At 74.7% G+C, this 21,016-nt stretch carries 20 protein-coding genes; 8 read left to right on the top strand and 12 right to left on the bottom strand.

Annotated elements, in window-relative coordinates; all coding sequences use genetic code 11:
• Positions 1-19: 19 nt before the first annotated feature.
• The 4 genes from KSK32_RS29185 to KSK32_RS29170 are packed head-to-tail and all read right to left on the bottom strand — an operon-like array spanning position 20 to position 5,571.
• Complete coding sequence (locus KSK32_RS29185; RefSeq protein ID WP_216934560.1) at positions 20-1,504, bottom strand: mannitol dehydrogenase family protein; 1,485 nt, start codon at positions 1,502-1,504, stop codon at positions 20-22.
• Positions 1,495-2,796 carry an enolase C-terminal domain-like protein gene (locus KSK32_RS29180; protein ID WP_216934558.1) on the bottom strand — a complete coding sequence of 434 codons (1,302 nt, stop codon included), beginning with the start codon at positions 2,794-2,796 and terminating at the stop codon, positions 1,495-1,497. Before KSK32_RS29180 ends, KSK32_RS29185 begins: the two co-directional genes overlap by 10 nt.
• Positions 2,793-4,226 carry a glucuronate isomerase gene (gene uxaC, locus KSK32_RS29175; RefSeq protein WP_216934557.1) on the bottom strand — a complete coding sequence of 478 codons (1,434 nt, stop codon included), beginning with the start codon at positions 4,224-4,226 and terminating at the stop codon, positions 2,793-2,795. The genes KSK32_RS29180 and uxaC overlap by 4 nt, the downstream gene beginning before the upstream one ends.
• 16 nt (positions 4,227-4,242) lie before the next feature.
• Complete coding sequence (locus tag KSK32_RS29170) at positions 4,243-5,571, bottom strand: Gfo/Idh/MocA family protein (protein ID WP_216934555.1); 1,329 nt, start codon at positions 5,569-5,571, stop codon at positions 4,243-4,245.
• Between the two features lie 240 nt (positions 5,572-5,811).
• Here KSK32_RS29170 and KSK32_RS29165 point away from each other — a divergent pair, with 240 nt between their 5' ends.
• From KSK32_RS29165 to KSK32_RS29130, 8 genes are all read left to right on the top strand, one after another.
• Positions 5,812-6,858 (top strand): LacI family DNA-binding transcriptional regulator, encoded by a 1,047-nt coding sequence (locus KSK32_RS29165; RefSeq protein ID WP_216934553.1) that lies wholly within the window; start codon positions 5,812-5,814, stop codon positions 6,856-6,858.
• 97 nt (positions 6,859-6,955) lie between these two features.
• Complete coding sequence (locus KSK32_RS29160; RefSeq protein WP_216934551.1) at positions 6,956-8,299, top strand: ABC transporter substrate-binding protein; 1,344 nt, start codon at positions 6,956-6,958, stop codon at positions 8,297-8,299.
• A gap of 21 nt (positions 8,300-8,320) precedes the next feature.
• Positions 8,321-9,301, top strand: coding sequence for a carbohydrate ABC transporter permease (locus KSK32_RS29155; RefSeq protein ID WP_216934548.1), 981 nt, complete (start codon positions 8,321-8,323; stop codon positions 9,299-9,301).
• Entirely contained in the window at positions 9,298-10,167 is an 870-nt protein-coding gene (locus tag KSK32_RS29150; protein ID WP_216934546.1) for a carbohydrate ABC transporter permease, read from the top strand. The genes KSK32_RS29155 and KSK32_RS29150 overlap by 4 nt, the downstream gene beginning before the upstream one ends.
• On the top strand, positions 10,164-10,772 hold the full coding sequence (locus KSK32_RS29145; protein WP_216934545.1) for a hypothetical protein: 609 nt from the start codon (positions 10,164-10,166) through the stop codon (positions 10,770-10,772). The genes KSK32_RS29150 and KSK32_RS29145 overlap by 4 nt, the downstream gene beginning before the upstream one ends.
• The gene (locus tag KSK32_RS29140; protein WP_216934543.1) at positions 10,769-11,608 is read left to right on the top strand and encodes a PmoA family protein; all 840 of its coding nucleotides are present in this window, start codon (positions 10,769-10,771) and stop codon (positions 11,606-11,608) included. Before KSK32_RS29145 ends, KSK32_RS29140 begins: the two co-directional genes overlap by 4 nt.
• Positions 11,605-12,600: a sugar kinase gene (locus tag KSK32_RS29135; RefSeq protein ID WP_216934541.1), complete on the top strand. Its 996-nt coding sequence runs from the start codon at positions 11,605-11,607 to the stop codon at positions 12,598-12,600. The genes KSK32_RS29140 and KSK32_RS29135 overlap by 4 nt, the downstream gene beginning before the upstream one ends.
• The gene (locus KSK32_RS29130) at positions 12,597-13,211 is read left to right on the top strand and encodes a bifunctional 4-hydroxy-2-oxoglutarate aldolase/2-dehydro-3-deoxy-phosphogluconate aldolase (RefSeq protein WP_216934539.1); all 615 of its coding nucleotides are present in this window, start codon (positions 12,597-12,599) and stop codon (positions 13,209-13,211) included. Before KSK32_RS29135 ends, KSK32_RS29130 begins: the two co-directional genes overlap by 4 nt.
• On the opposite strand, the gene KSK32_RS29125 is transcribed toward KSK32_RS29130, so the two are convergent.
• From KSK32_RS29125 to KSK32_RS29090, 8 genes are read right to left on the bottom strand one after another with little or no spacing between them, the layout of a single operon-like run.
• The gene (locus KSK32_RS29125; protein WP_216934537.1) at positions 13,204-13,968 is read right to left on the bottom strand and encodes a hypothetical protein; all 765 of its coding nucleotides are present in this window, start codon (positions 13,966-13,968) and stop codon (positions 13,204-13,206) included. The genes KSK32_RS29130 and KSK32_RS29125 overlap by 8 nt on opposite strands.
• 18 nt (positions 13,969-13,986) lie before the next feature.
• Complete coding sequence (locus KSK32_RS29120) at positions 13,987-14,463, bottom strand: hypothetical protein (protein WP_216934535.1); 477 nt, start codon at positions 14,461-14,463, stop codon at positions 13,987-13,989.
• Positions 14,460-15,380 carry a hypothetical protein gene (locus tag KSK32_RS29115; RefSeq protein WP_216934533.1) on the bottom strand — a complete coding sequence of 307 codons (921 nt, stop codon included), beginning with the start codon at positions 15,378-15,380 and terminating at the stop codon, positions 14,460-14,462. The genes KSK32_RS29120 and KSK32_RS29115 overlap by 4 nt, the downstream gene beginning before the upstream one ends.
• Complete coding sequence (locus tag KSK32_RS29110; protein ID WP_216934531.1) at positions 15,377-16,030, bottom strand: phage tail protein; 654 nt, start codon at positions 16,028-16,030, stop codon at positions 15,377-15,379. Before KSK32_RS29110 ends, KSK32_RS29115 begins: the two co-directional genes overlap by 4 nt.
• Positions 16,011-18,632, bottom strand: a complete 2,622-nt coding sequence (locus KSK32_RS29105; RefSeq protein ID WP_216934529.1) for a putative baseplate assembly protein — start codon at positions 18,630-18,632, stop codon at positions 16,011-16,013. Before KSK32_RS29105 ends, KSK32_RS29110 begins: the two co-directional genes overlap by 20 nt.
• Positions 18,629-19,069 (bottom strand): GPW/gp25 family protein, encoded by a 441-nt coding sequence (locus KSK32_RS29100; RefSeq protein WP_216934527.1) that lies wholly within the window; start codon positions 19,067-19,069, stop codon positions 18,629-18,631. Before KSK32_RS29100 ends, KSK32_RS29105 begins: the two co-directional genes overlap by 4 nt.
• A complete protein-coding gene (locus KSK32_RS29095) occupies positions 19,066-19,404 on the bottom strand; it encodes a hypothetical protein (RefSeq protein ID WP_216934525.1) in 339 nt (112 codons plus the stop codon). Before KSK32_RS29095 ends, KSK32_RS29100 begins: the two co-directional genes overlap by 4 nt.
• A complete protein-coding gene (locus tag KSK32_RS29090; protein WP_216934523.1) occupies positions 19,404-20,975 on the bottom strand; it encodes a phage baseplate assembly protein V in 1,572 nt (523 codons plus the stop codon). The genes KSK32_RS29095 and KSK32_RS29090 overlap by 1 nt, the downstream gene beginning before the upstream one ends.
• Positions 20,976-21,016: the final 41 nt, after the last annotated feature.

The following is a 21,016-nucleotide window of genomic DNA, read 5'->3' as shown; positions in this document are numbered from 1 at the left end:
GTCCCCGGCATGCCGCCGGTCACCGGGCGTCCGCGAGCGTGGCCCGGACGCCGTGCCGTTCCAGCGCGGTGAGCCAGCCGGTCACGTCGGCGCGGAACTCGTCGTCGGCGGCCAGGCCGGCCGGGAACACCTCGCGCAGCGCGAAGACCGCGTCCACCACCCCGGCCGGGGTGTGCGCCCCGGCGGCCAGCGCGGCGCGCAGCCGGTCCGCGAGCGGGTCGTCCAGCGGCAGCGGCCGGCCGTCGTCGGCGTACCCGAGCAGGAACCGCAGCCACGCGGCCACGACGAGCGCGCTCCACCGCGCCGACCGGCCGGCCGCGCGCAGGTCGGCGACGGTGTGCAGCACCCGCTGCGGCAGCTTCTGCGAGCCGTCCATGGCGACCTGCCACGTGCGGTGGCGGATCGTCGGGTTGCCGAAGCGGGCGAGCACCTGCTCGCCGTAGTCGGCCACGTCGACGCCGGGCGGCGGGGTGAAGCTCGGCGCGATCTCCTCGGTGACCAGCCGCCGCAGCACCGCCTCCAGGTGTGGCAGCGTCAGCGCCTCGGCCACCGTCTCCGCGCCGGCGAGCGCGCCCAGGTACGCGGTGGCCGAGTGCACGCCGTTGAGCGCCCGCAGTTTCAGCCGCTCCCACGGGCCGGCGTCGCCGGTGAGGATCGCGCCGGAGCGTTCCCAGGCCGGGCGGCCGCCGGGGAAGTCGTCCTCGATCACCCACTGCGACCACGGTTCGGCGGCGACCGCCGCCAGGTCGGTCACGCCCAGCGCCCGCCGCGCGGTGTCCCGCGTGGCGTCGGTGCTGGCCGGCACGATCCGGTCGACCATGGTGCCGGGGCAGGTCACCGCTGTCAGCACCCGCTCGGCCGTCGCGTCCGGCACCCGGGCCAGCGCGAGGCACTGCTCCACCAGCCCGCGCAGCCGCCGCCCGTTGGACGGCAGGTTGTCGCAGCTCACCAGCGCGATCGGCCCGGCGTCGGCGGCGGCGCGGGCGAGCAGCCCGCGCACCAGCAGGCCGGGCACGGTACGCGGGGGACGGCCGGTGGTCAGGTCGGCGGTCAGGTCCGCGTCCACTGTGACCGCTGCGGTGACCGGATCCAGCCGGTACGCCTTCTCGGTCACCGTCAGCGTGACCACCCGGATCGCCGGGTCGGCGAGCAGGCCGGCCACCGCGTCCGGATCGCTCGCGGCGTGCCGTACCCCGGCGAGCGCGCCGACCACCCGGGTGGCCGCGCCCTCGGCGGCGAGCGCGGTGACGCTGAACAGGCAGTCCTGCGCGGCCAGGGCGTCGACCACGCCGGTGCTGCGCGGCGCGACGCCGATGATGCCCCAGTCGCCGCCGGCCGCGCCGACCGCCGCCTCGGTGTGCACGGCCTGGTGGGCGCGGTGGAACGCACCGACGCCGAGGTGGACGATGCCGGCCGGCACCGTGCCGGGGCGCAGCAGCGGCCGGGACTCCTGCGGCAGGCAGCGCAGCGTGGCCAGGCCGAGCCGGTCGGTGGTCAGCGCCATGCCGGGCCGTCCGGGAAGCGGAACCGCGCGATCGACTCCTCGCGCATGGTGGAGCTGTAGCCGGGCGCGGTGGGCAGCAGGTAGCGCCCGCCCCGGGTGCGGACCGGGTCGGTGAAGTGTTCGTGCAGGTGGTCGACGTACTCGACCATGCGGCCGTCGAGGCTGGTGCCGACCCGCAGGTAGTCGAAGATCGCGAGGTGCTGCACGTACTCGCAGAGGCCGACGCCACCGGCGTGCGGGCACACCGGCACGCCGAACTTCGCGGCGAGCAGCAGTTCGGCGAGCACCTCGTCCACGCCGCCGACGCGGCACGCGTCGACCTGCATCACGCCGATGGCCTCGGCCTGGAGCAGCTGCTTGAAGATGACCCGGTTGGCGGCGACCTCGCCGGTGGCGACCCGGCAGCGGCCGCCGGTCAGCTCGGTCACCGCGCGGGCGATCCGGGCGTGCCCGAGCACGTCGTCGGCGTGCGTGGGCTCCTCGATCCAGTACGGGTCGACAGCGGCGAGCACGCCCATCGCGGCGATCGCCTCGTCCACGTCCCACACCTGGTTGGCGTCCATCATCAGCAGCGCGTCCGGGCCGATCTCGGCCCGGATGATCCGGGCCCGCCGCAGGTCGTCCTCGATCCGCCCGCCGACCTTCATCTTCATCGCGCGCCACCCTGAGGCGTACGCCTCGCGGGTCAGCGCGCGGACCTGCTCGTCCGGGTAGCCGAGCCAGCCGACCGAGGTGGTGTACGAGGGGAACCCGTCGCGTTCCAGCCCGGCGAGCCGGTCGGCGAGCCCGTCCCGTCCCTTGTCCAGGATGGCCGCCGCCTCGTCACGGGTGAGCGCGTCGGTGATGTGGTGGAAGTCGACAGTCGCCACCAGCTCGTCGGTGGGCGCCTCGGCGAGGAACCGCCACAACGGCTTGCCGGCGAGCTTGGCGCGCAGGTCCCAGACCGCGTTGACCAGCGCTCCGGTGGCCATGTGGATGACGCCCTTCTCCGGGCCGAGCCAGCGCAGTTGCACGTCCGCGGTGAGCGAGCGCCAGAACGCGACAGGTTCGGCGGCGATCTCGGCGACGGTACGGCCCCGGACGTGGTGGGCGAGCGCGCGTACCGCCGCGCAGGTGATCTCGTTGCCCCGGCCGTTGGTGAAGGTGAACCCGGCGCCGGTCGGGCCGCCGTCGGTGGTCAGCTCCACGTACGTGGCCGAGTAGTCGCCCCTGTTGATCGCGTCCGAGCCGTCGCCGCTGGCCGCCGTGGGGAAACGGACGTCGTGCACCTCGACGTCGACGATTGTGGTCATGCGGGCCCACCTCCGAACTTGAAGACCTGCTTCGGCAGCCGGTACGCCAGGTCGACGATGGTCTCGGCGGCCTCGTCCCCGGTCAGCCGGTGCTCGGCGACGAGGCGGGCGAGGAAGCCGGCGTCGACCCGGCGGGCCACGTCGTGGCGTACCGGGATGGAACAGAACGCGCGGGTGTCGTCGACGAACCCGGCGGTGTTGTAGAAGCCGGCGGTCTCGGTGACCGCCTCCCGGAACCGGCGCAGCACCTCGGGGGAGTCCAGGAACCACCAGGGCGCGCCGAGGCGCAGCGCCGCGTACCCGCCCGCCAGGGGCGCGAGTTCCCTGGTGAACGTGTCCTCGTCGAGCGTGTAGAGCACCACCGTGAGCCGGGGGTCGTTGCCGTGCGCGTCGAGCAGCGGGGCGAGGCCGTGCACGTACTCGGTGGCCTGCGGCACGTCGCCGCCCACGTCGCGGCCGTGCCGGGCGTGCAGCCAGCGGTTGTGGTTGCGGACCGCGCCGGGGTGCAGCTGCATGACCAGGCCGTCGTCGAGCGACATCCGGGCGAACTCCAGCAGCATGTGGGCCCGGAACGCCTCGGCGTCGCCCGCGTCGGCCAGGCCGCGCCGGCCCTTGTCGTACAGCGCCGCGGCCCGCGCCGGGCCGAGATCGAGGGTACGGGCGGTCGGGTGCCCGTGGTCGGTGGAGGTGGCCCCGGCGGCGGCGAACGCCGCCCGCCGTGCCCGCAGCGCGGCCAGGTATCCGGCGTACGTGCCGGTGTCCTCCCCGGACACCTCGGCGAGCCGGTCCACGTTCGCCGCCCAGCCGTCGAACTCCATGTCCACCACGTCGTCCGGGCGGAACGTGGTGACCACCCGCCCGCCCGGCCCGCCCCAGCCGTCGACGGCGAGCTTGGCGTGCCGGCCCAGGTCGTCCAGCGGCGACTCGGTGGTGGCGAGCACCTCGATGCCGAAGCGCTCGAACAGCGCCCGGGGCCGGAACCCCGGTTCGGCCAGGCGCGCGGCGAGCGCGTCGTAGACGGCGTCGGCGGTGGCCGGGCCCAGCGGCGTGTCGACGCCGAACACGTGCCGGAACGTCTGCTCCAGCCAGAGCCGCGACGGGGTGCCGCGGAACAGGTGCCAGTGCGCGGCGAAACGTCGCCAGATGGTCCGTCCGTCGGTCTCCACCGGGCTGCCGTCGACGCTGGGCACACCCAGGTCGGCCGGGGGCACGCCCTGGCTGAGCAGCATCCGGGTCAGGTAGTGGTCGGGCACGATCAGCAGCCGGGCCGGGTCGGGGAACGGCTGGTCCTCGGCCAACAGGCCGGGGTCGACGTGCCCGTGCGGGGAGATGATCGGCTGCTCGGCGGCGAGCGCGTACAGCTCGCGGGCCAGGGCGCGCAGCCCGGGCTCGGCGGGCAGCAGCAGGTCGCCGCGGGAGATGATCGGCACAGCGAGGGCTCCTCGGTCAGGGCAGGGTGAGCAGGTCGGCGACCCGGACGGGCGCGCCGGTCTCCAGCGAACGGTTGGCGGCCAGGCCGGTGAGCAGCGCCAGCGCGCCGTCCCGGGCGGTGGCGGCCCGGCCGAGCGGGTCGGGTTCGCCGCCGAGCAGCACCCGGGTCATCCGGGCGTCCGCGCCGCCGTGCCCGCGCCGGGTCCAGCCCTCGACCGGGATCTCCACCGGCGGCGCCCAGAACGGGCGCAGCGTGAGCCGGGCCGCACCCTGCTCGACGGCGGCCTCGTCGCCGTGCAGCGCCGCGCCCTTGAGCGCCCCGGCGACGGCCGGGCTGACGTGGTCGCTCTCGGTCACCTCCAGTTCGAGGCGGCCCCGGCTGCCGTTGACCATCACGCGGTAGCCCTCCCAGGGGGCGTACGCGGTCAGGTGGTAGGTCATCGTGGCGCCGGTGTCGTAGCGGGCCAGCACCGCCAGGTCGTCCTCGATGGTGACGCCGGGGGCGAAGACGTTGCGGTCACGGTGGTAGCCGTCCTCGGCCTCGGCGTCGAGGTACAGCTCACGCAGCCTCGGGTGGTCGGCCATCCGCAGCGCGAACGGGTCGCCGTCGGCGGCGGGGGAGCCGTGCGCCCGGTCGTAGTCGCGGGCGTAGCCGTGCCGGCGGCCGTCCGCGCCGTAGAAGAACAGCCGGCCGTACGCGTGCACCTCGACCGGGCGGGCGTCCAGCCACCAGTTGACCAGGTCGAAGTGGTGGCCGGACTTGTGCACCAGCAGGCCGCCGGAGACGGACTTGTCCCGGTGCCAGCGGCGGAAGTAGTCGGCGCCGTGGCGCACGTCGAGCAGCCACTCGAAGTGCACCGAACCGATCTCGCCCACCGCGCCGTCGGCCAGCAGCCGCCGGAACTGCTCGTGCAGCGGGTTGTAGCGGTAGTTGAAGGCGACGGTGACGCGCCGGCCGGTCTCGGCGACCGCGTCGAGGATGCGCCGGCAGCCCGCGGCGTCGACTGTCATCGGCTTCTCCACGACCACGTCGCAGCCGGCCCGCAGCGCCGCCGTCACGTACTCGTCGTGGGTGGCGTCCACGCTGGTCACCAGCACCACGTCGACGCGTTCCTTCGCCAGCATGGTGGCGAAGTCGGCGGCGGCGTACGCGGGCACCGGCGGGTGGCCCAGCTCGGCCAGCCAGCGGTTGTGCGCGTCCATCCTCCTCTGGTTGACGTCGGCGAGCGCGACCAGCTCGGCGGTGTCGGCGTGGTCGAGGGCCAGCGCGCGGACGAACATCTCGGCGCGTGCTCCGGCACCCACCAGGGCGTGGCGGACCCGTTCCCGGGCCGGTGGTGACATGACGTCGGCCTCCCCGGCAGTCGGCTGCAAAGGTTTGCAGCGAAGAAACCACGACGATGGATACGCCGTCAACGGTTGCCGCCCAAGCCGCCCCATCCATCCGCATTGATGCGCATTCCTGCACGCGGGCGGAACGCCGGCGCAATCGAGTCGCAACAATGGACCGTTGACACGAGCGCAACCGTTTGCATTAATGGGCGGCACCCGTGACCCCCACCACATCGGACGAGGGAGCCCGCCGTGCCAGCCACCATCCGGGACGTCGCCCGCGCCTCCGGTGTGCACATCTCCACCGTGTCCCGTACGTTCTCGGCCCCGCACCTGGTCAACCCGGAGACCCGGGTCCGGGTGCTGGCCTGCGCGGAGGACCTCGGCTACCGGCCCAACCGGGCCGCCCGGGCCCTCATCACCGGCCGTACGCACAACATCGGCCTGATCGTGGCCGACATCGCCAACCCGTTCTTCCCGCCGCTGATCAAGGCGGCGGAGGGGCAGGCCCGGCACCGCGACTACCACGTGTTCGTGGCCGACACCAACGAGGACCCGGTCGCCGAGGAGGACCTGGTCCACGCCCTGGCCAAGCAGGTCGACGGCGTGCTGCTGTGCAGCCCCCGGATGAGCAACAGCCTGATCGAGCAGGTCAGCCGCGAGGTCCCGGTGGTGGTGATAAACCGCCAGGTCGCCGGGCTGCCCTGCGTGATGATGGACGTCGGTCAGGGCGCCCGGGCCGCGATCGAGCACCTGCTCGGGCTCGGTCACCGCCGGATCGCGCTGCTCGGCGGTCCGCGCGGCTCCTGGACCGCCCGGGAGATGCGCCGCGCCGCGACCGCCGCCGCCCGGGGCGGGGGCGCGGACCTGACCGTCCTCGGACCCAACCAGCCCACCGAGACCGGTGGCGGCGCGCTCGCCGAACAGGTACGCCGCAGCGGCGTCACCGCCGTGCTCGCCTACAACGACCTGATGGCGATCGGCCTGATCGAAGGGCTGGACGCGCTCGGGGCGCGGGTGCCGCACGACGTCAGCGTCGTCGGCGTCGACGACATCGCGCTGAGCCGGCTCACCCGCCCCAAGTTGACGACGGTGGCCACGCCGACCGCGGCCGCCGGCCGGACGGCCGTCGACATGCTGCTGCAACTGGACTCCGACGCGCCGCGTGGCGCCCGGGGCCGGGGCACGGCGTCCGGCGACCGTCGCACCACCGCACAGGTAATGCTCCAGACCGAACTGGTCGTCCGTGACTCGACCGGGCCCGTCCCCGAGCCCGGCCGGGACGGCACCGGGGCCTGAGCAGGTGGCCCGGGCCCGCACAGCACTGCGGACCCGGGCGACCCGTGGACGGCCGCCGGTGACGTCGTCGCCTCCCACAGCCGAGGAGTGAGCGCAGATGCACCCCGCAACGTCCCCCACCGCCGGCGCACCCGCCGGGCGGGATCACCGTACCCCCCTGACCCGACGCCGACTCGTCCGCGGCCTGGCCGCCGTCGCGCTCGCCGTACCCCTCGCCCTGGGCGCGGCCGGCTGCGGCGACGACTCCGCCGGTGGCGACGGCGGCCCGGTCAAACTGTCCGTCTTCTGGTGGGGCGGTGAGGCCCGGGCGAAGCTCACCGAGGACGCCCTGGCCCTCTACACCAAGAAGCACCCGGACGTGACGTTCGAGAAGACCTGGCAGGCCAACCAGGGCTACTTCGACAAGCTCGCCACGCTGACCGCCGGCGGCAACCCGCCGGACCTGTTCCAGATCGACGACAACTACCTGGCCGAGTACGCCGGCCGCAGCACCACGCTCGACCTGGGCAGCTACCGCGACTCCGGCAAGCTCGACGTGTCGAAGTTCCCCAAGAGCCTGCTGGAGTACGGCGTGGTCGACGGCAAGCTCGCCGGGGTGGCCGCCGGGGAGAACACCCAGGGCCTGGTCTACAACAAGACGCTGTTGACCAAGAACGGGCTGCCCGAGCCGACCACCGGGATGAGCTGGGAGGAGCACATCGCCTGGGCCGAGCAGGTGGCGAAGAAGACGAAGATCCCCGGCACCCAGGACCCGAGCGCCGACTACAAGGCGCTCTGGGTCTGGCTGCGCCAGCAGGGCAAGGACCTGTACCAGGGCAAGGAACTCGGCTTCACCGCCGAGGACGTGACAAAGTGGTTCGAGCTGTGGAAGGGCGCCCGCGACCGGGGCGCCACCCCGACCCCGGACGTCATCCACGAGGGCAACGCCAGCGACGTCACCAAGCAGCTCGTGGTCACCGGCAAGGCGGCCACCTCCTGGGTGTGGGTCAACCAGATGCCGGACCTGAAGAAGAACACCAAGGACGAGCTGGGCGTGGTCGCGTACCCGGGTGACCCCAGCGCGCAGTGGGCGCGGGCCTCGATGTACTGGTCGGTGTTCAAGGGCAGCAAGCACAAGGACGTCGCCGTCGACGTGATCAACTTCTTGAACAACGACCCGGAGGCGGTCGCGCTGCTCGGCACCGACCGGGGCCTGCCGTCGAACATGGACCTGCGCGCCAAGGTCAGCGAGACCGCCACCGACCCGGCCATGAAGCAGTCCATCCAGGTCGAGTCCGAGCTGGCGCAGAAGTTCGGCGCCTCGCCCCAGGTGCCGATCAAGGGGCACAGCAAGGTCAAGTCCGAGCTGGTCAAGGCCGCCGAGAACGCCCAGTACGGCCGTGCCACCCCGGCCCAGGCGGCGGAGCAGTTCGTCACCGCCTGCAAAGCCGCGATCGCCTGACCCCACGAAAGGACCGATCCCGTGGCTGTCACCACGGTGCCCGGCCGGACCTCCCGTACCGGACCGGCCGGCCCCCGCCCCTCGCGGCGCGGGGCCGGCCGGGCCCGGCTCGGCGAGGGCCTGGCCGGGTACGTCTTCCTCTCGCCCTGGCTCATCGGACTGATGGGTGTCACGGCGATCCCGATGCTGCTCTCGCTCTGGCTGAGCTTCACCGACTACGACATCCTCACCCCGCTGTCCGAGGTGCGCTGGGTCGGGCTGGCCAACTACGAGCGGATGTTCACCGCCGACCCGTCGTACTGGCACGCGGTGCGGGTCACGCTGACGTTCGCGCTCATCGCGGTGCCGCTGAAGCTGGCCGCCGCGCTCGGGGTGGCGCTGCTGCTCAACCGCGCCTGGCGCGGCGTCGGGCTGTTCCGCAGCCTGTTCTACCTGCCGTCGCTGCTCGGCGGCAGCGTCGCGCTGGCCATCGTCTGGGTCAACATGTTCAACCGGGACGGCGCGTTCAACTCGTTCCTCGCCCTGTTCGGCGTCGAGGGGCTGCCCTGGGTCAGCGACCCGGACTGGGCGCTGGAGACGCTGATGGTGCTGGCGATCTGGCAGTTCGGCGCACCCATGGTGATCTTCCTGGCCGGGCTCAAGCAGGTGCCCACCGAGCTGTACGAGGCGGCGGCCGTCGACGGCGCCGGGGCGTGGCGGCGCTTCCGCGCGGTGACGCTGCCCATGCTCTCCCCGGTGATCTTCTTCAACCTGGTGCTGGAGACCATCAACGGCTTCCAGGGCTTCACCGCCGCGTTCGTGCTCAGCAACGGCACCGGCGGCCCGGTCGACTCCACCCTGATGTACACGCTGAAGCTCTACATCTCCGGCTTCACCGACCTGGAGATGGGCTACGCCTCGGCGATGGCGTGGGTGTTCCTGGTGGCGATCGGCGTGGTCACCGCCGTCTTCTTCAGCACCGGCCGGTTCTGGGTGCACTACTCGGACGGAGACGACTCATGACCGCGCTCACTGTCGCCCGCCGCCGGCCGGGCAGCGGCCGGAACGTGCTGCGGCTGGTCGTGCTCGTGGCGATCGTCGCGGTGGTGCTCTACCCGTTGTTCTGGATGCTCGGCACCTCGGTCAAGTCGCAGGCCGAGATCGTCAACAACGTCGGCCTGCTGCCGGAGGAGTTCACCCCCGGCAACTTCGTCGACGGCTGGACCAACTTCGACGTCAGCTTCGGCCGGTTCTTCCTCAACAGCGCGGTGGTCAGCGGCCTCACCGTCGTCGGCAACGCGCTGTCCTGCCTGCTCGCCGCGTACGCGCTGGGCCGGCTGCGGTTCCGGCTGCGCAAGCTGTGGTTCACCGTCATGATCGGGACGCTGCTGCTGCCCGGGCACGTGCTGATCGTGCCGCAGTACATCCTGTTCCGCAGCCTCGGCCTGGTCGGCGGCGACTGGCCGTACCTGCCGCTGCTGGTGCCGCAGTTCCTCGCCACCGAGGCGTTCTTCGTCTTCCTCATGGTGCAGTTCATGCGCGGCATCCCGCGCGAGCTGGACGAGGCGGCCACCATCGACGGCGCGTCCCCGTACGGCGTGTTCCGGCACGTCATCCTGCCGCTGAGCCGCCCGGCGCTGGTCACCACGGCGATCTTCTCGTTCATCTGGACCTGGAACGACTTCTTCCGCCAGCTGGTGTTCCTGTCCAACCTGGAGGACTACACCGTCCCGGTGGCGCTGACGCTGTTCATCGACTCGACCAGCCAGAGCGCCGTGGGCCCGATGTTCGCCATGTCGGTGCTCTCCCTGCTGCCGGTGTTCCTGTTCTTCCTGGCGTTCCAGCGGATGCTCGTCGAGGGCATCAACACCAGCGGACTGAAGGGATGACCGCCGTGCCGGCCCGTGCCGACTGGCGGGACACGCTGCGCGAGGCGACCGACCTGGCGCTGCTCGGCTTCGCCGTGGCGCTCGCCGCGCTGCCGGTGCTCACGCTCGCCCCGGCGGTCGCCGCCGCCAGCGCGGCGTTGCACGACCGGTCGGTCACCGGCGCCTGGCCCGACGTCCGGACCAGCCTGCGCCGGTTCGGCCGCGCGCTGCCCGCCGGGCCGGCGGTGAGCGCCGTCGTCCTCGCCGCCGCCGCCCTGCTGGTCGCCGACGTGCTCGCGCTCGCCACCGGCCGGGTGCCCGGCGGCGGGCCCGCGCTCGCGCTGACCACCGTCGTGGTGGCGGTCCTGCTCGGGTACGCGGGCCTGGTCGCCGTCGCGGTCGGGCGCACCGGCGGCCGGGGCTGGCGGGGCGCCGCCCGCCGGGTGGCGCGCACCTGCCCGGAGCGTCCCGGCGTGTGGGCCGCCGCCTCCGGTGTCTGCGCGCTCGCCGTGGTGCTGGGCGTGCTGGTCACGCCGGTGGCGGTGCCGATCCTCGGCGGGTACGCCCTCGCCGCGCTGCACGCGCTGGACGCCCGCCGCCCGATCACCGCCCCGGACCCGTCGTGACCGCCGAGCCGCGGCTGGTCGTGGGCGGCGCCGAGGTGGCCCGGTACGTGGTCCGGCCGGACCTGGACCCGCGCCACGGGCCCCGGCCCTACCTGCACCCGGTACGGACCCGGGCCGGCACGCCGGTCACCGACGCGCTCCCGGCCGACCACGTCTGGCACCTCGGCGCGTCACTGGCCGTGCAGGACGTGGACGGCGTCAACCTGTGGGGCGGCCGGACGTACGTGCGCGGCACCGGCTACACCTGGCGCGACGACCACGGCGTCATCGCGCACACCGGCTGGCGGGACCGGGCCGCCGACCGGCTCGACCACGAACTGGAGTGGCGGGACCGGCACGGCCGGGTGCTGCTGCGCGAGCGCCGGCGGATCACCGCCACCGCCGCCGGTGCGGACGCCTGGTGGCTCGACCTGTCGGCCACACTCACCGCCGCCGGTGCTGACGTGCGCCTGGGCAGCCCGGCCACGAACGGCCGTCCGGGCGGCGCCGGGTACGGCGGCTTCTTCTGGCGGGCGGCGGCCGACGGGGAACCCCTGGTGCGTACCGCTGAGGCGGAAGGCGAGGAGGCGGTGAACGGGTCGGCCGCGCCCTGGCTGGCGCTGTCCGCCACCGCGCCCGGCGGCGGCGGGTACACGCTGGTGTTCACCGGTCTGGGGCCTGGTGACAGGTGGTTCGTGCGCACCGCCATGTACCCGGGCGTCTGCGTCGCGTACGCGTTCGACCGCCCGGCCGTGGTCGCGGCCGGGCGGCCCCGGCACAACCGGCACCGCGTGCTGGTCGCCGACGGCCACCTGGACCCGGCCGACATCGCGGCCCGCCTGGACGTGGTGCCGTGAGCCCGGCGGGCGGTCCGGAGGTGGTCTGCGTCGGCGAGACGATGGTGGTGCTCGCCCCCGACGACGGCGGGTCGCTGGAGCACGCCGCGCGGCTGACTGTCGGCGTGGGCGGCGCCGAGTCGAACGTGGCGGCCGGGCTGGCCCGGCTCGGGCACCGGGCGGCGTGGGTCAGCCGGGTCGGGGACGACCCGTTCGGGCGGCGGGTGGTGGCCGAGGTCGCCGCCGTGGGCGTGGACGTCTCGCTGGTCGCCGTCGATCCGGATGCGCCGACCGGGCTCTACCTGAAGGATCCGGGGCCGGACGGCACCCGGGTGCACTACCACCGGGCCGGGTCGGCCGCGAGCCGCCTCGACGCGCCGGATCTCGGGCGTCCCGGGCTGGCCGGGGCACGCCTGCTGCACCTGTCCGGGATCACCGCCGCGCTCTCCGGCACCTGCCGTGACCTGCTCGGATCAGCGCTGGCCCGGCGTGCGCTGCCGGGCGCGCGGGTCAGCTTCGACGTGAACCACCGCCCGGCGCTCTGGCCCGCCGACCGGGCCGGCCCGGTCCTGCGTGACCTGGCCGACCGCGCCGACATGGTGCTGGTCGGGCTGGACGAGGCGGCAGTGCTCTGGTCGGCGGGCGGTCCGGCCGCCGTCCGTGACCTGCTGCCCGGCCCGGAGCTGGTGGTGGTCAAGGACGGACCGGTCGGCGCGACGGCGCTGCCGCGTAAGGGGCCGGCGGTGTTCGTGCCGGCGTTGCCGGTGGAGGTGGTGGAACCGGTCGGCGCCGGTGACGCGTTCGCCGCCGGGTTCCTCTCCGGGCTGCTGCGCGGCCTCGACCTGCGATCGTGCCTGCGGCTGGGTCACCTCACCGCCGCGCCGGTGCTGGCCGTGCCGGGCGACACCGCCCCGCCGCCGGACCCGGACACGATCGCGCGGGCGCTGGCGCTGCCGGACGAGGCGTGGACCGAACAGGCCCCGGTACGGGCCGAGGGAAGGAGCGGGAGATGAGCGGGCACGAGTTCGAGGCCCTGTTCGGCGACGCGCGGGTGATGGTGATCCTGCGGGACCTGCCGCCCGGCGAGACGGTCCGGCTGGCCGAGCTGGCCTGGGAGCTCGGCATCGCCGTGGTGGAGGTGCCGATCCGTACCCCGGAGGCGGTGCCGGCGCTGCGCGCCGCCGTGACGGCCGGGCGGCGGCGGGACCGGATCGTCGGCGCGGGTACGGTGCGTACCCCCGAGCAGGTCCACGACGCGGTGGCGGCCGGAGCGGCGTTCACCGTCGCGCCGGGCCTGGACCTGGCCGTCGCCGACGCGGCGGCCGGTCTCGGCGTGCCGCACCTGCCCGGCGTGGCCACCCCGACCGAGGCGCAGCGGGCGCTCGACCACGGCCTGGTGTGGCTCAAGGCGTTCCCGGCGGTCAGCCTCGGTCCGGCCTGGTTCCGGGCGGTCGCCGGGCCGCTGCCGGAGGCCCGGTTCGTGGCCACCGGCGGCGTCGACGCCGGCAACGCGGGCGACTTCCTCGCCGCCGGGGCGCGGGTGGTGGCGGTCGGGTCGGCGCTGACCGACCCGGAGCAGCTGCCGCGCCTGGCCACGCTCGCGGCCGGCGACGCGGTCACCTGACCGTACGGCCGGACGTGGTCGCGGTGGTCCGGATCGCCTTCACGATCGCCGGGATCGACCCGATCAGCAGCACCAGCGCCCAGATCAGTGCCACCACGGCGAACACCACGGCACCCAGGTCGTCCAGGATGCTGACCAGGATCACCGGCACCAGTCCGTGCAGGAACTGCAACACCACAGTGCACAGCAGCGTGGTCAGCGCCAGCGCGACGAGGCCCTTGTTGCGCAGGAACCGGGGCTGGGCGGCGAGCAGCAGCGCGGCCCAGACCAGTTTGAGCAGCAGCACCAGCCCGAGCAGCACCGCCGCGTCGCCGACCGGGAAGAACCCCCACACCGCGAGGTACGCCAGCGTGCCGAACGGCGGGGCCAGGAACAGCGAGACCATCACCGTGAGCTCGACGAACGCGACGATCAGCAGGACCAGCGACACCAGCAGCAGCACGATCGAGAAGACGAGCGTGGCCACGCCCTGCACCCGGCCCTGCACCCGGTCCGGCAGCACCAGGCTCAGGCAGAACAGCCCGGTCGTCCAGAGCGCCACCACGTCGATCAGCGCCAGGTAGCCGATGCCCCGCCCGGACGGCTCGGACACCGCGCCGACGTCGCCCAGTTCGACGCCGAGCTGCGCGGCGTTGTCAAGCAGCGCGCCGCTCGCGTCCCCGCCGCCGGTCAGTGCCGCCGCGCCCAGCTCCACGCCGACCACGAGCGCCACCGCGAGCAGGGCCAGCAGCAGGAACGGCTTGCGCAACTCACCCATTCCGCGTCTCCGTCCCGGTCAGGACCGGGCCAGCGTGACCGAACATCCGCCACCTCCCGGACAGCGCAGGAGCACCTCGGTCTCCCGGTCCACCGCCACCTTCGCCAGCGCCGGGCCGTCCGGGCCGGGGGCGACCTCGTCGGTGACTGTGACGTCCGCGTCGCCGGGTGCGGGGGCGGTCACCTCGAACGGCGTCGTACCGCGCAGCACGAGCGTGCGCAGCGCCCCCGGGTCGGCCACCCGCAGCCGGCACGCGGTGCCGAAGGCGAGCCTCACTCCGTCGGCGGTGGTGGCCGGTTCGGCAGCCGGCGGCAGGCACGTCACCGCCACCGTCGCCGGGTCCACCGTCCCGGACCCGCGCCCCAGCCGGGCCAGCGCCCCCGGCCCCGCCGCCGGGTCGCCCGTGTCGTCGCGGCGCCCGGCCACCGCCACCACGTACAGCCCCACCAGCAGCACGGCCACCGCCACCAGCAGCACCTTCTGCCTCGCGCTCACGGCCGGACGACGGGCGTGAGGCGGATCTGGTCCACACCGGCGAAGTACCTGTCCGTGCCCTGCGTCTTGCTGACCGCCACGAGCGTCAGCTTGTGCGGCCCGCGGGTCAGCTCCACGGTGCCCACGTCCACCTCGTCGGTGCGGACCACAGTCGGGCTGAACCCGAAGAACGTGTCGCCCACCTGCCGGCCGTCGACCAGCCAGATCGTGTTCGCGTAGTCGAACGAGGTGGTGCGCACCGTGGAGAACCGCCAGGTGCCGTCGGACGGCACGTCCACCTGCACGGTCACCCGGTCACCCACGCCCCGGCCCAGGAAGAACAGCTGCGCGTCGCCGGACCACACCACGTCGCAGCAGTTCTCCTGCGCCACCACCTCCGCCTTCGCGCCGGTGGTGGACTGCACCGCGGCGCCGGAGACGAGCGTCTCCGCCTCCACCGTCACCGCGTCTGCGCGCGGCGGCGGCGGGGTGTCCGGTCCGCGGGTCACCAGCCAGGCCACCACCCCGGCCACGACCAGCACCAGCGCCGCGGCGGCGGCGATCCACGGCCACGGCGCGCGCTTCCGGGGTACGACGGCACGCACGTCGTACGTGACCCGGCCGCTGGACCGGGAACTCTCCTCCGGCGCGGTGTTCGCCGAGTACGCGAACCCGGTCATGTCGTAGCGCCGGGGCGGCGTCCCGGGCGGCACGGCGAGCCGGACCAGGAACGACACCGAGCCCTGCCCGGGTACCACCCGCTGCGGCTCGGCCACCGTGAACCAGGCCCGCTGACCGCCCTCGCCGGGCGCCACGTCGAAGACGACGGTGTCCGGGGCGGTGCCCGGGTTGGACACGGTGAACGTCAGCTCACCGGCGTTGCGGGCGTCCAGCGTGAACTGTCCGGCGGCGGCGACGACTGTCCATTCGGTGGTCATGACGGCTCCTCGGGCGGATCGTGGGGCAGGGGTGCGGGTACGTGGGCCCGGCCGACCGCGCGGACCGTCGCCACCCCGGCGGCGGGCTCGGCGGCTTCAGGCGGTTCCTGGCCGGGCGGTTCCGGGCCGGGCGGCGCGGCGTCGGCCGGGACGGCGACGACCTCGACGGTGACCGCCGCCGGTTTCTCCGCCTCGACGATGCGGGTGACCAGCGCGAGCCGGTCGGCGGCGGCCGGCGGCACCCGCACCACCAGGTGGAACGGCCGCTCGGGCGGCTCGTCCAGCACGAACCCGGTCACGCCGGTGGCCAGCTCCAGCGCGGTCCGCATGCCGTACGGGGTGCCCCGCCACCGGGCCAGCAGCGCGCCGTGCGCCACCAGGTCCCGCAGCCGGCCCACCGGCAACGGCAGTGGCGCGTCGGCGCGGGGCGCGGCGACCACGTGGTCCATCGCCACCCACCGGGTCAGGTAGGCGACGAACCCGTCCGGTGTCCGGTACGGCCCGAACAGCGCGTCGACGTCGGCGAGCACCGCCTCGTCCGGGGCGTGCAGCGCCTCCATCACGTCCAGCAGCGCGCCCAGCACGCTGCCCGGCCCGGCGGCCCGCTGGTACGCGGCCGGCAGCAGCCGCTCAATCGCCGCTCGGCGCATCCTGCCGCACCACCTCGATGTCGTGCTCGCCGGAGCAGAGCAGCCACGTGCCGGGGACGGTGACCACGTCGGCGGTGGCCTGGTTGGCGCTCGCGCTCCAGTCCTCGCCGTCGCCGCTGCGGAACACGCCGCGCTCGCCGCCGGCCAGCACCAGCCGCCCGGCGCCGGACGTGCCGGTGGGCGCGGTGGCGGCGATGGCGTCGACCGGGACGAACCGGGTCCGGTCCCGCAGCGGCAGGCCGCAGTTGACCATCACCGGCGACCACTGCGGCTGCCCGGCGAGCGTGTCGAGCCGGACCACGCCGCCGCTCTGCGTCGCCGCGAGTGCGAGCGGACCGCTGAACGCCAGATCGCGGCAGGTCCCGCCGATCCAGCCGGACGCCATCGACTGCCACTTCACGTCCGACTCGAACAGCCGGGTGCGGTGGCAGCCCTGGCCGGGCTTCTTCGGGTCCGGCTCGCCCGCGCCGCACCACAGCAGCGTGGCCGGGCCGTCGTACTGCACGGCGAGCACCCGGTTGTCCACGTTGGCGAGGCCGACGTGGGCGAACGTGCCGGGCCGTCCGGCCGCGGTGGACAGGTAGACCCCGAATCCGGCCTGCGCGGCCACCGCCACGCCTGGTGCGCCGCGCTCGGAGACGAACGCGCGCACCGCGTAGAAGCCCCGGTCGGCGTCGGCCGGGTCGACCAGGATCTGCAACGGCACCGCGCCCGGTAGCAGCGGCACCTCGTACAGGCCGGTGTCGGTTGCCAGCAGCAGCGCGCCGGTGCCGTCCCGGTCGATCCAGGCCAGATCGCGGACGCCGGAGTCGAGGTCGGTCAGCAGCGTCCACGTCTCGCCCAGGTCGGTGCTCAGCCGGACCCGGGAACCACCGTCGTCGCGGGTGGTCACCACCGCCACCGAACCGGCCCGGGGAACCACGCCGGGACGTACCGGGGCGGGCGCGGGGACCACCCGCACCACCGTCTCGTCGTCGAACCGGCCGGCCGGTTCCCAGCCCGCACCGGCGTTCGTGGAGCGGAACAGCACCGGACCGCCGCCCGCGTACCAGGTGCCGGCCTGGTACTGGTCCACCGCCACGGTCCGCACCCGCGCATCGGGTGCCTCGTCGACTACGAAACGCACCGACTCGACGTAGCGCACGCCCGGCTCGGCGTGCTCCAGCATCCGGTACACGTTGGAGGCGCGCAGCGGTTCGCCGAACGCCCAGCCGGCCGGGTTCAGCGGCGTCGGCAGCGGGCTGAGCGTCTGGTGCAGCCGGTCGTGGATGCGGCGGCGCACCGCCTCCACGTCCTCCTCGCGGCGCACCACCACCCGCGCCCGGATGGACACCGCCTTGTACCGGGCCCAGCCCGCCCGCACCGCGGTACCCAGGGCGCGACGGCGTTCCAGGTCGGTCTCGACCCGGCGGCGGGCCTCCTCCACCTCGTGCTCCCGCAGCACCGCCACCGGCAGCCGCCCGCCGGGCCGGGCCGCCTCCGGCACGTACGGCACCAGCACCACCTCGACCTCGCCGGGCCGGGCGAAGCTGTAGACGGCGGCCCGGGTGAACGCCCGCGCCCGCGCCACCGCCCCGGAGCCGGTGGCCAGGATCTCGAAGTCCCGGGCGGTCACCGCACGCTGCTGGGCGAAGAACTCGTACGGCCCGCGCGCCAGCACCGACTCCAGCGTCTCCAGCTCCCGGCCACCGGTGGCCGGCTCCGGGTTGTCCACGGTCACCCCCGGCAGCGGGTCACGCAGGCTGGTCAGCACGCCCGCCGCCACGTTCCCGGCCGGGCCGCCGCCGCAGCGGTACCAGAGCCGCACCTGCCGCCCGGCCGGCGGCACCGCCGCCACAGTGGTCGCCCCGGCCGCCCCCTCGACGGCCGGGGCGCCCCCGTCCGGGCGCAGGTCCAGCGCCGGGGCGAACGTGACCACCCCGGAGGCCCGGTCCACCAGATAGACCTTCGCCTGCGGGCCGACACCGGCGAAGCTGTCCACCGGCCGCCAGATCTCGTACGTGCGCCCCTCGTGCTCCCGGGCCGCCGCGCCCAGCTCCACCGACCCGGCCGGCACCTCCACCCCGAGCAGCAGGTCCAGCGCCTCGGTGGTCCGCGTCAGCGGCACGCGGGCGGCCCGGAACACCTGACCGGGCTGCCCGGTTCCGGTGCCCAGCAGCTCGGCCTCGACCGGCTCGCAGTGGTGCACGCGTACCGTCGTCGTGGTCTCCCCGGCGGGCAGCACCGCCGGTTCGGTGGTCACGAAGACGACCGGCCGGGGGTCGGCGCCGCGGGCCGCGGCGACGCGGGTGCCGACCGGCACCCGCACCGGGCCGCGGTCCGGGCCGGTGCGGGTCAGGCGCACGTCCGCCCAGGCCGCCGCCGGTGGGTGCCGGGTGACGCCGAGCAGGTTCAGGAACGCCACGTACGCCTTCTCCGGCAACTGGTTCAGCCGGTAGATCATCACCTCGGTCAGGTAGGCGAACGCCTCCACCAGCGCCATGCCCGGGTCGTGCGCGGACAGGTCGGTCCAGTCCGGGCACGACCGGGCGATGCGTTCCCGCGCCTCGGTGACCAGGTCGAGGAAGGCGCGGTCGTCCAGGTGCGGCACCGGCAGCGTCATGACGTGCCCTCCTCGTCTGCGGTCTCCTCGTCGGCGGGCAGCAGGTCGACGGAGAACACCAGGTGGCCGGGGGAGAGGCTGGCCCGGACCCGGTAGTCCAGCCGGATCACCAGGCGCCACGGGTCGTCCGGGTCTCCACCGGCGTCCACGTCCAGCACCTCGACCCGCGGCTCCCAGCGGCGGACCGCCTGCCGCACGTAGTGGATCGCCAGCCCGGCGGTGGTGTCGTCGTTCGGCGCGAAGATGAGGCGGTGCAGCCGCGACCCGTACCCGGGACGCATCAGCCGTTCCCCGGGCGTGGTGGACAGCAGCAGGTACAGCGCCTGGCGTACGGTCTCGTCGCCGTCGGTCATGGCCAGCCCGCCGGCGGCGGTGAGCGCGAGACCACCGGCGCGGCCGGCGTCGAAGCCGGCGCCGACGAAGCGGAAGGCCCTCATGCGTCCGCCCCCAGGAAGCCCTGCCGCACGTCGCGGACCTGGTGGTGCACGGTGCCCGGCGGAGTGCCGTCGGTCAGGCCGTCCAGGTGCGACAGCACCACCGGCTGCCGGTCCACCCGCACCCACGTGCTGTAACCCACAGTCACGGTCAGCGTGTGCAGGCACGGTTTGATCGTCGGGCCGTAGTTGGGGCAGGCGGTGATGTCGCGCCCCTCCGGGTCGGGCCGCACCAGCACCGGCACGGCCTGGACGGTCACCCACTCCTGGGACGGGCGGTTGCGCACCCGCCCGTCGTGTCCGCAGGTGATCAGCGAGTCGCGGTGGATCCAGCGCATCAGCCACCTCCGGCGGAACGGGCGAGCGTACGGGCCTGCGCGGCGGCGGTCTCCGCGTCCTCGGCCGCCGGGGCGTGCAGGAAGTCGACGGTGCGGCCGCGCACCACGACGGCCCGGCCGGGCGCGGAGAGCACCAGGTCACCGGCCGCGTGCACGGTGGTCAACTCGGGACGCAGCTCGACGAAGCTGCCCGCGTCCGTGGCCAGCCGCAGCGTCCGCCCGTCGTCGTCGATCACGATCGACTGGCCGGTGCCGGTCCGCATCGACCAGCGCCGCGACCGCCCGGACACGATCCCCGCGTCGTACGGCTCGACCGCCCCGAACAGCGAACCGAGCACCACGCCCGAGGCCGGTTCGCCGCCGGGCAACGCCACCAGGACGGTGTCGTCCGGGTCGGGCAGCGCGACGATGCCCTTGCCCCGGCCCGCGCCCGGACAGAGCACCGCTAGCCAGCCGGCGTCCAGATCGCCGTACGCGGGAAGCGTCACCCGCGCCCGGCCGAGTCCGTCCGGGTCGTCGACGTCGGTGACGGTGCCGAGCGTGACAGTCGCCGCCGGGGGCGCGGCCGACGGCGGCGAGCCGGGCGGCGCGGTGGAGAACCGGGTCAGGTGCCCGTGCGCGTCCACCGTGTGCACCACCTCGGTGAGCACGTACACCCCGGCGACCGGCTCCGGGACGCCCGCGAGGGCGATCCGCCGCCCGGGCCGCAGCGCCGGGTCGCCCTCGGCGGTGCCCTCGGCGGTGACGAGCGCGGCCACCCGGGTGTCCAGCCCGGCCTGGGCCAGTGCGGCCAGCTCGTCGCCGCTGCGGCCCGGCTGGTCCACGGACGTGCGCACGCCGTCCGCGCCCACGTCGCCCGGCTCCGGGCGCAGCGGGATACGCCGCCCGCCGCGCGCCTCGCCCGCCCGCTCGCCCAGCGGCTCGGCGCGCTGCGGATGCCAGCCGAGGACGGCGCACTCCGCGCCCGCCCGGTCCAGGTTCTCGGTGACCCGCAGCGCGTGCACCGTCTCGCCGAGCGTCAACGGCAGCGGCTCCCCGTACCCGTCCAGCGTGAACAGCCGCAACCGGTCGCCGTCGACGCCCAGGTGCAGCCCGGCCCGGCCGGCCACCTCGCACAGCAGGTCCAGGTCGGTGTGCCGGTGCTGGAGCAGCCGGTCCAGGCGCGGCCCGTCGTCCTCGGCCGCCACACTCAACCCCAGCCCGGCGCACAGCTCACCGGCCAGCTCGGCGGCCGTCACCGACTCGAACACCCGCAACTCCTGCCGCTTGCGCAGCCGGTGCAGCGGGTCGTACGCCCGGATCCGGGCCAGCGCGGCGCCGTCGCCGGCGTACTCCCGCTCGACCGCTGTCACCTCACCCGTGAACAGCGCCTCCGCCTGCCCGTCGAGGCGCACATCGAGGGCGGCGCCGGGGCGTACCGGCGGGTCGAGCGGGCCCGCGCCGGGAGCGGCGGTGAGCGTCAGCTCGCACTGCGCGGGCCGGTCCAGCCGGGCGGCGACGCGGATGCCGCGCAGCCGGGCCGGGTCGGCCAGCGGCCGGCCGTCGACTGTGACCAGGGCGGCCCGGTTCACGGCGTGCTCCCGACGGCCGCTCGCCGCGCCGGGCTGGTCGC

Origin of the sequence: Micromonospora sp. WMMB482 (assembly GCF_019038635.1) — a bacterium.
In the GTDB taxonomy this organism is placed as follows: domain Bacteria; phylum Actinomycetota; class Actinomycetes; order Mycobacteriales; family Micromonosporaceae; genus Micromonospora; species Micromonospora marina.
The sequence above is the reverse complement of the archived record's forward strand: the minus strand, read 5'-3'. Positions and strand labels throughout refer to the sequence as shown.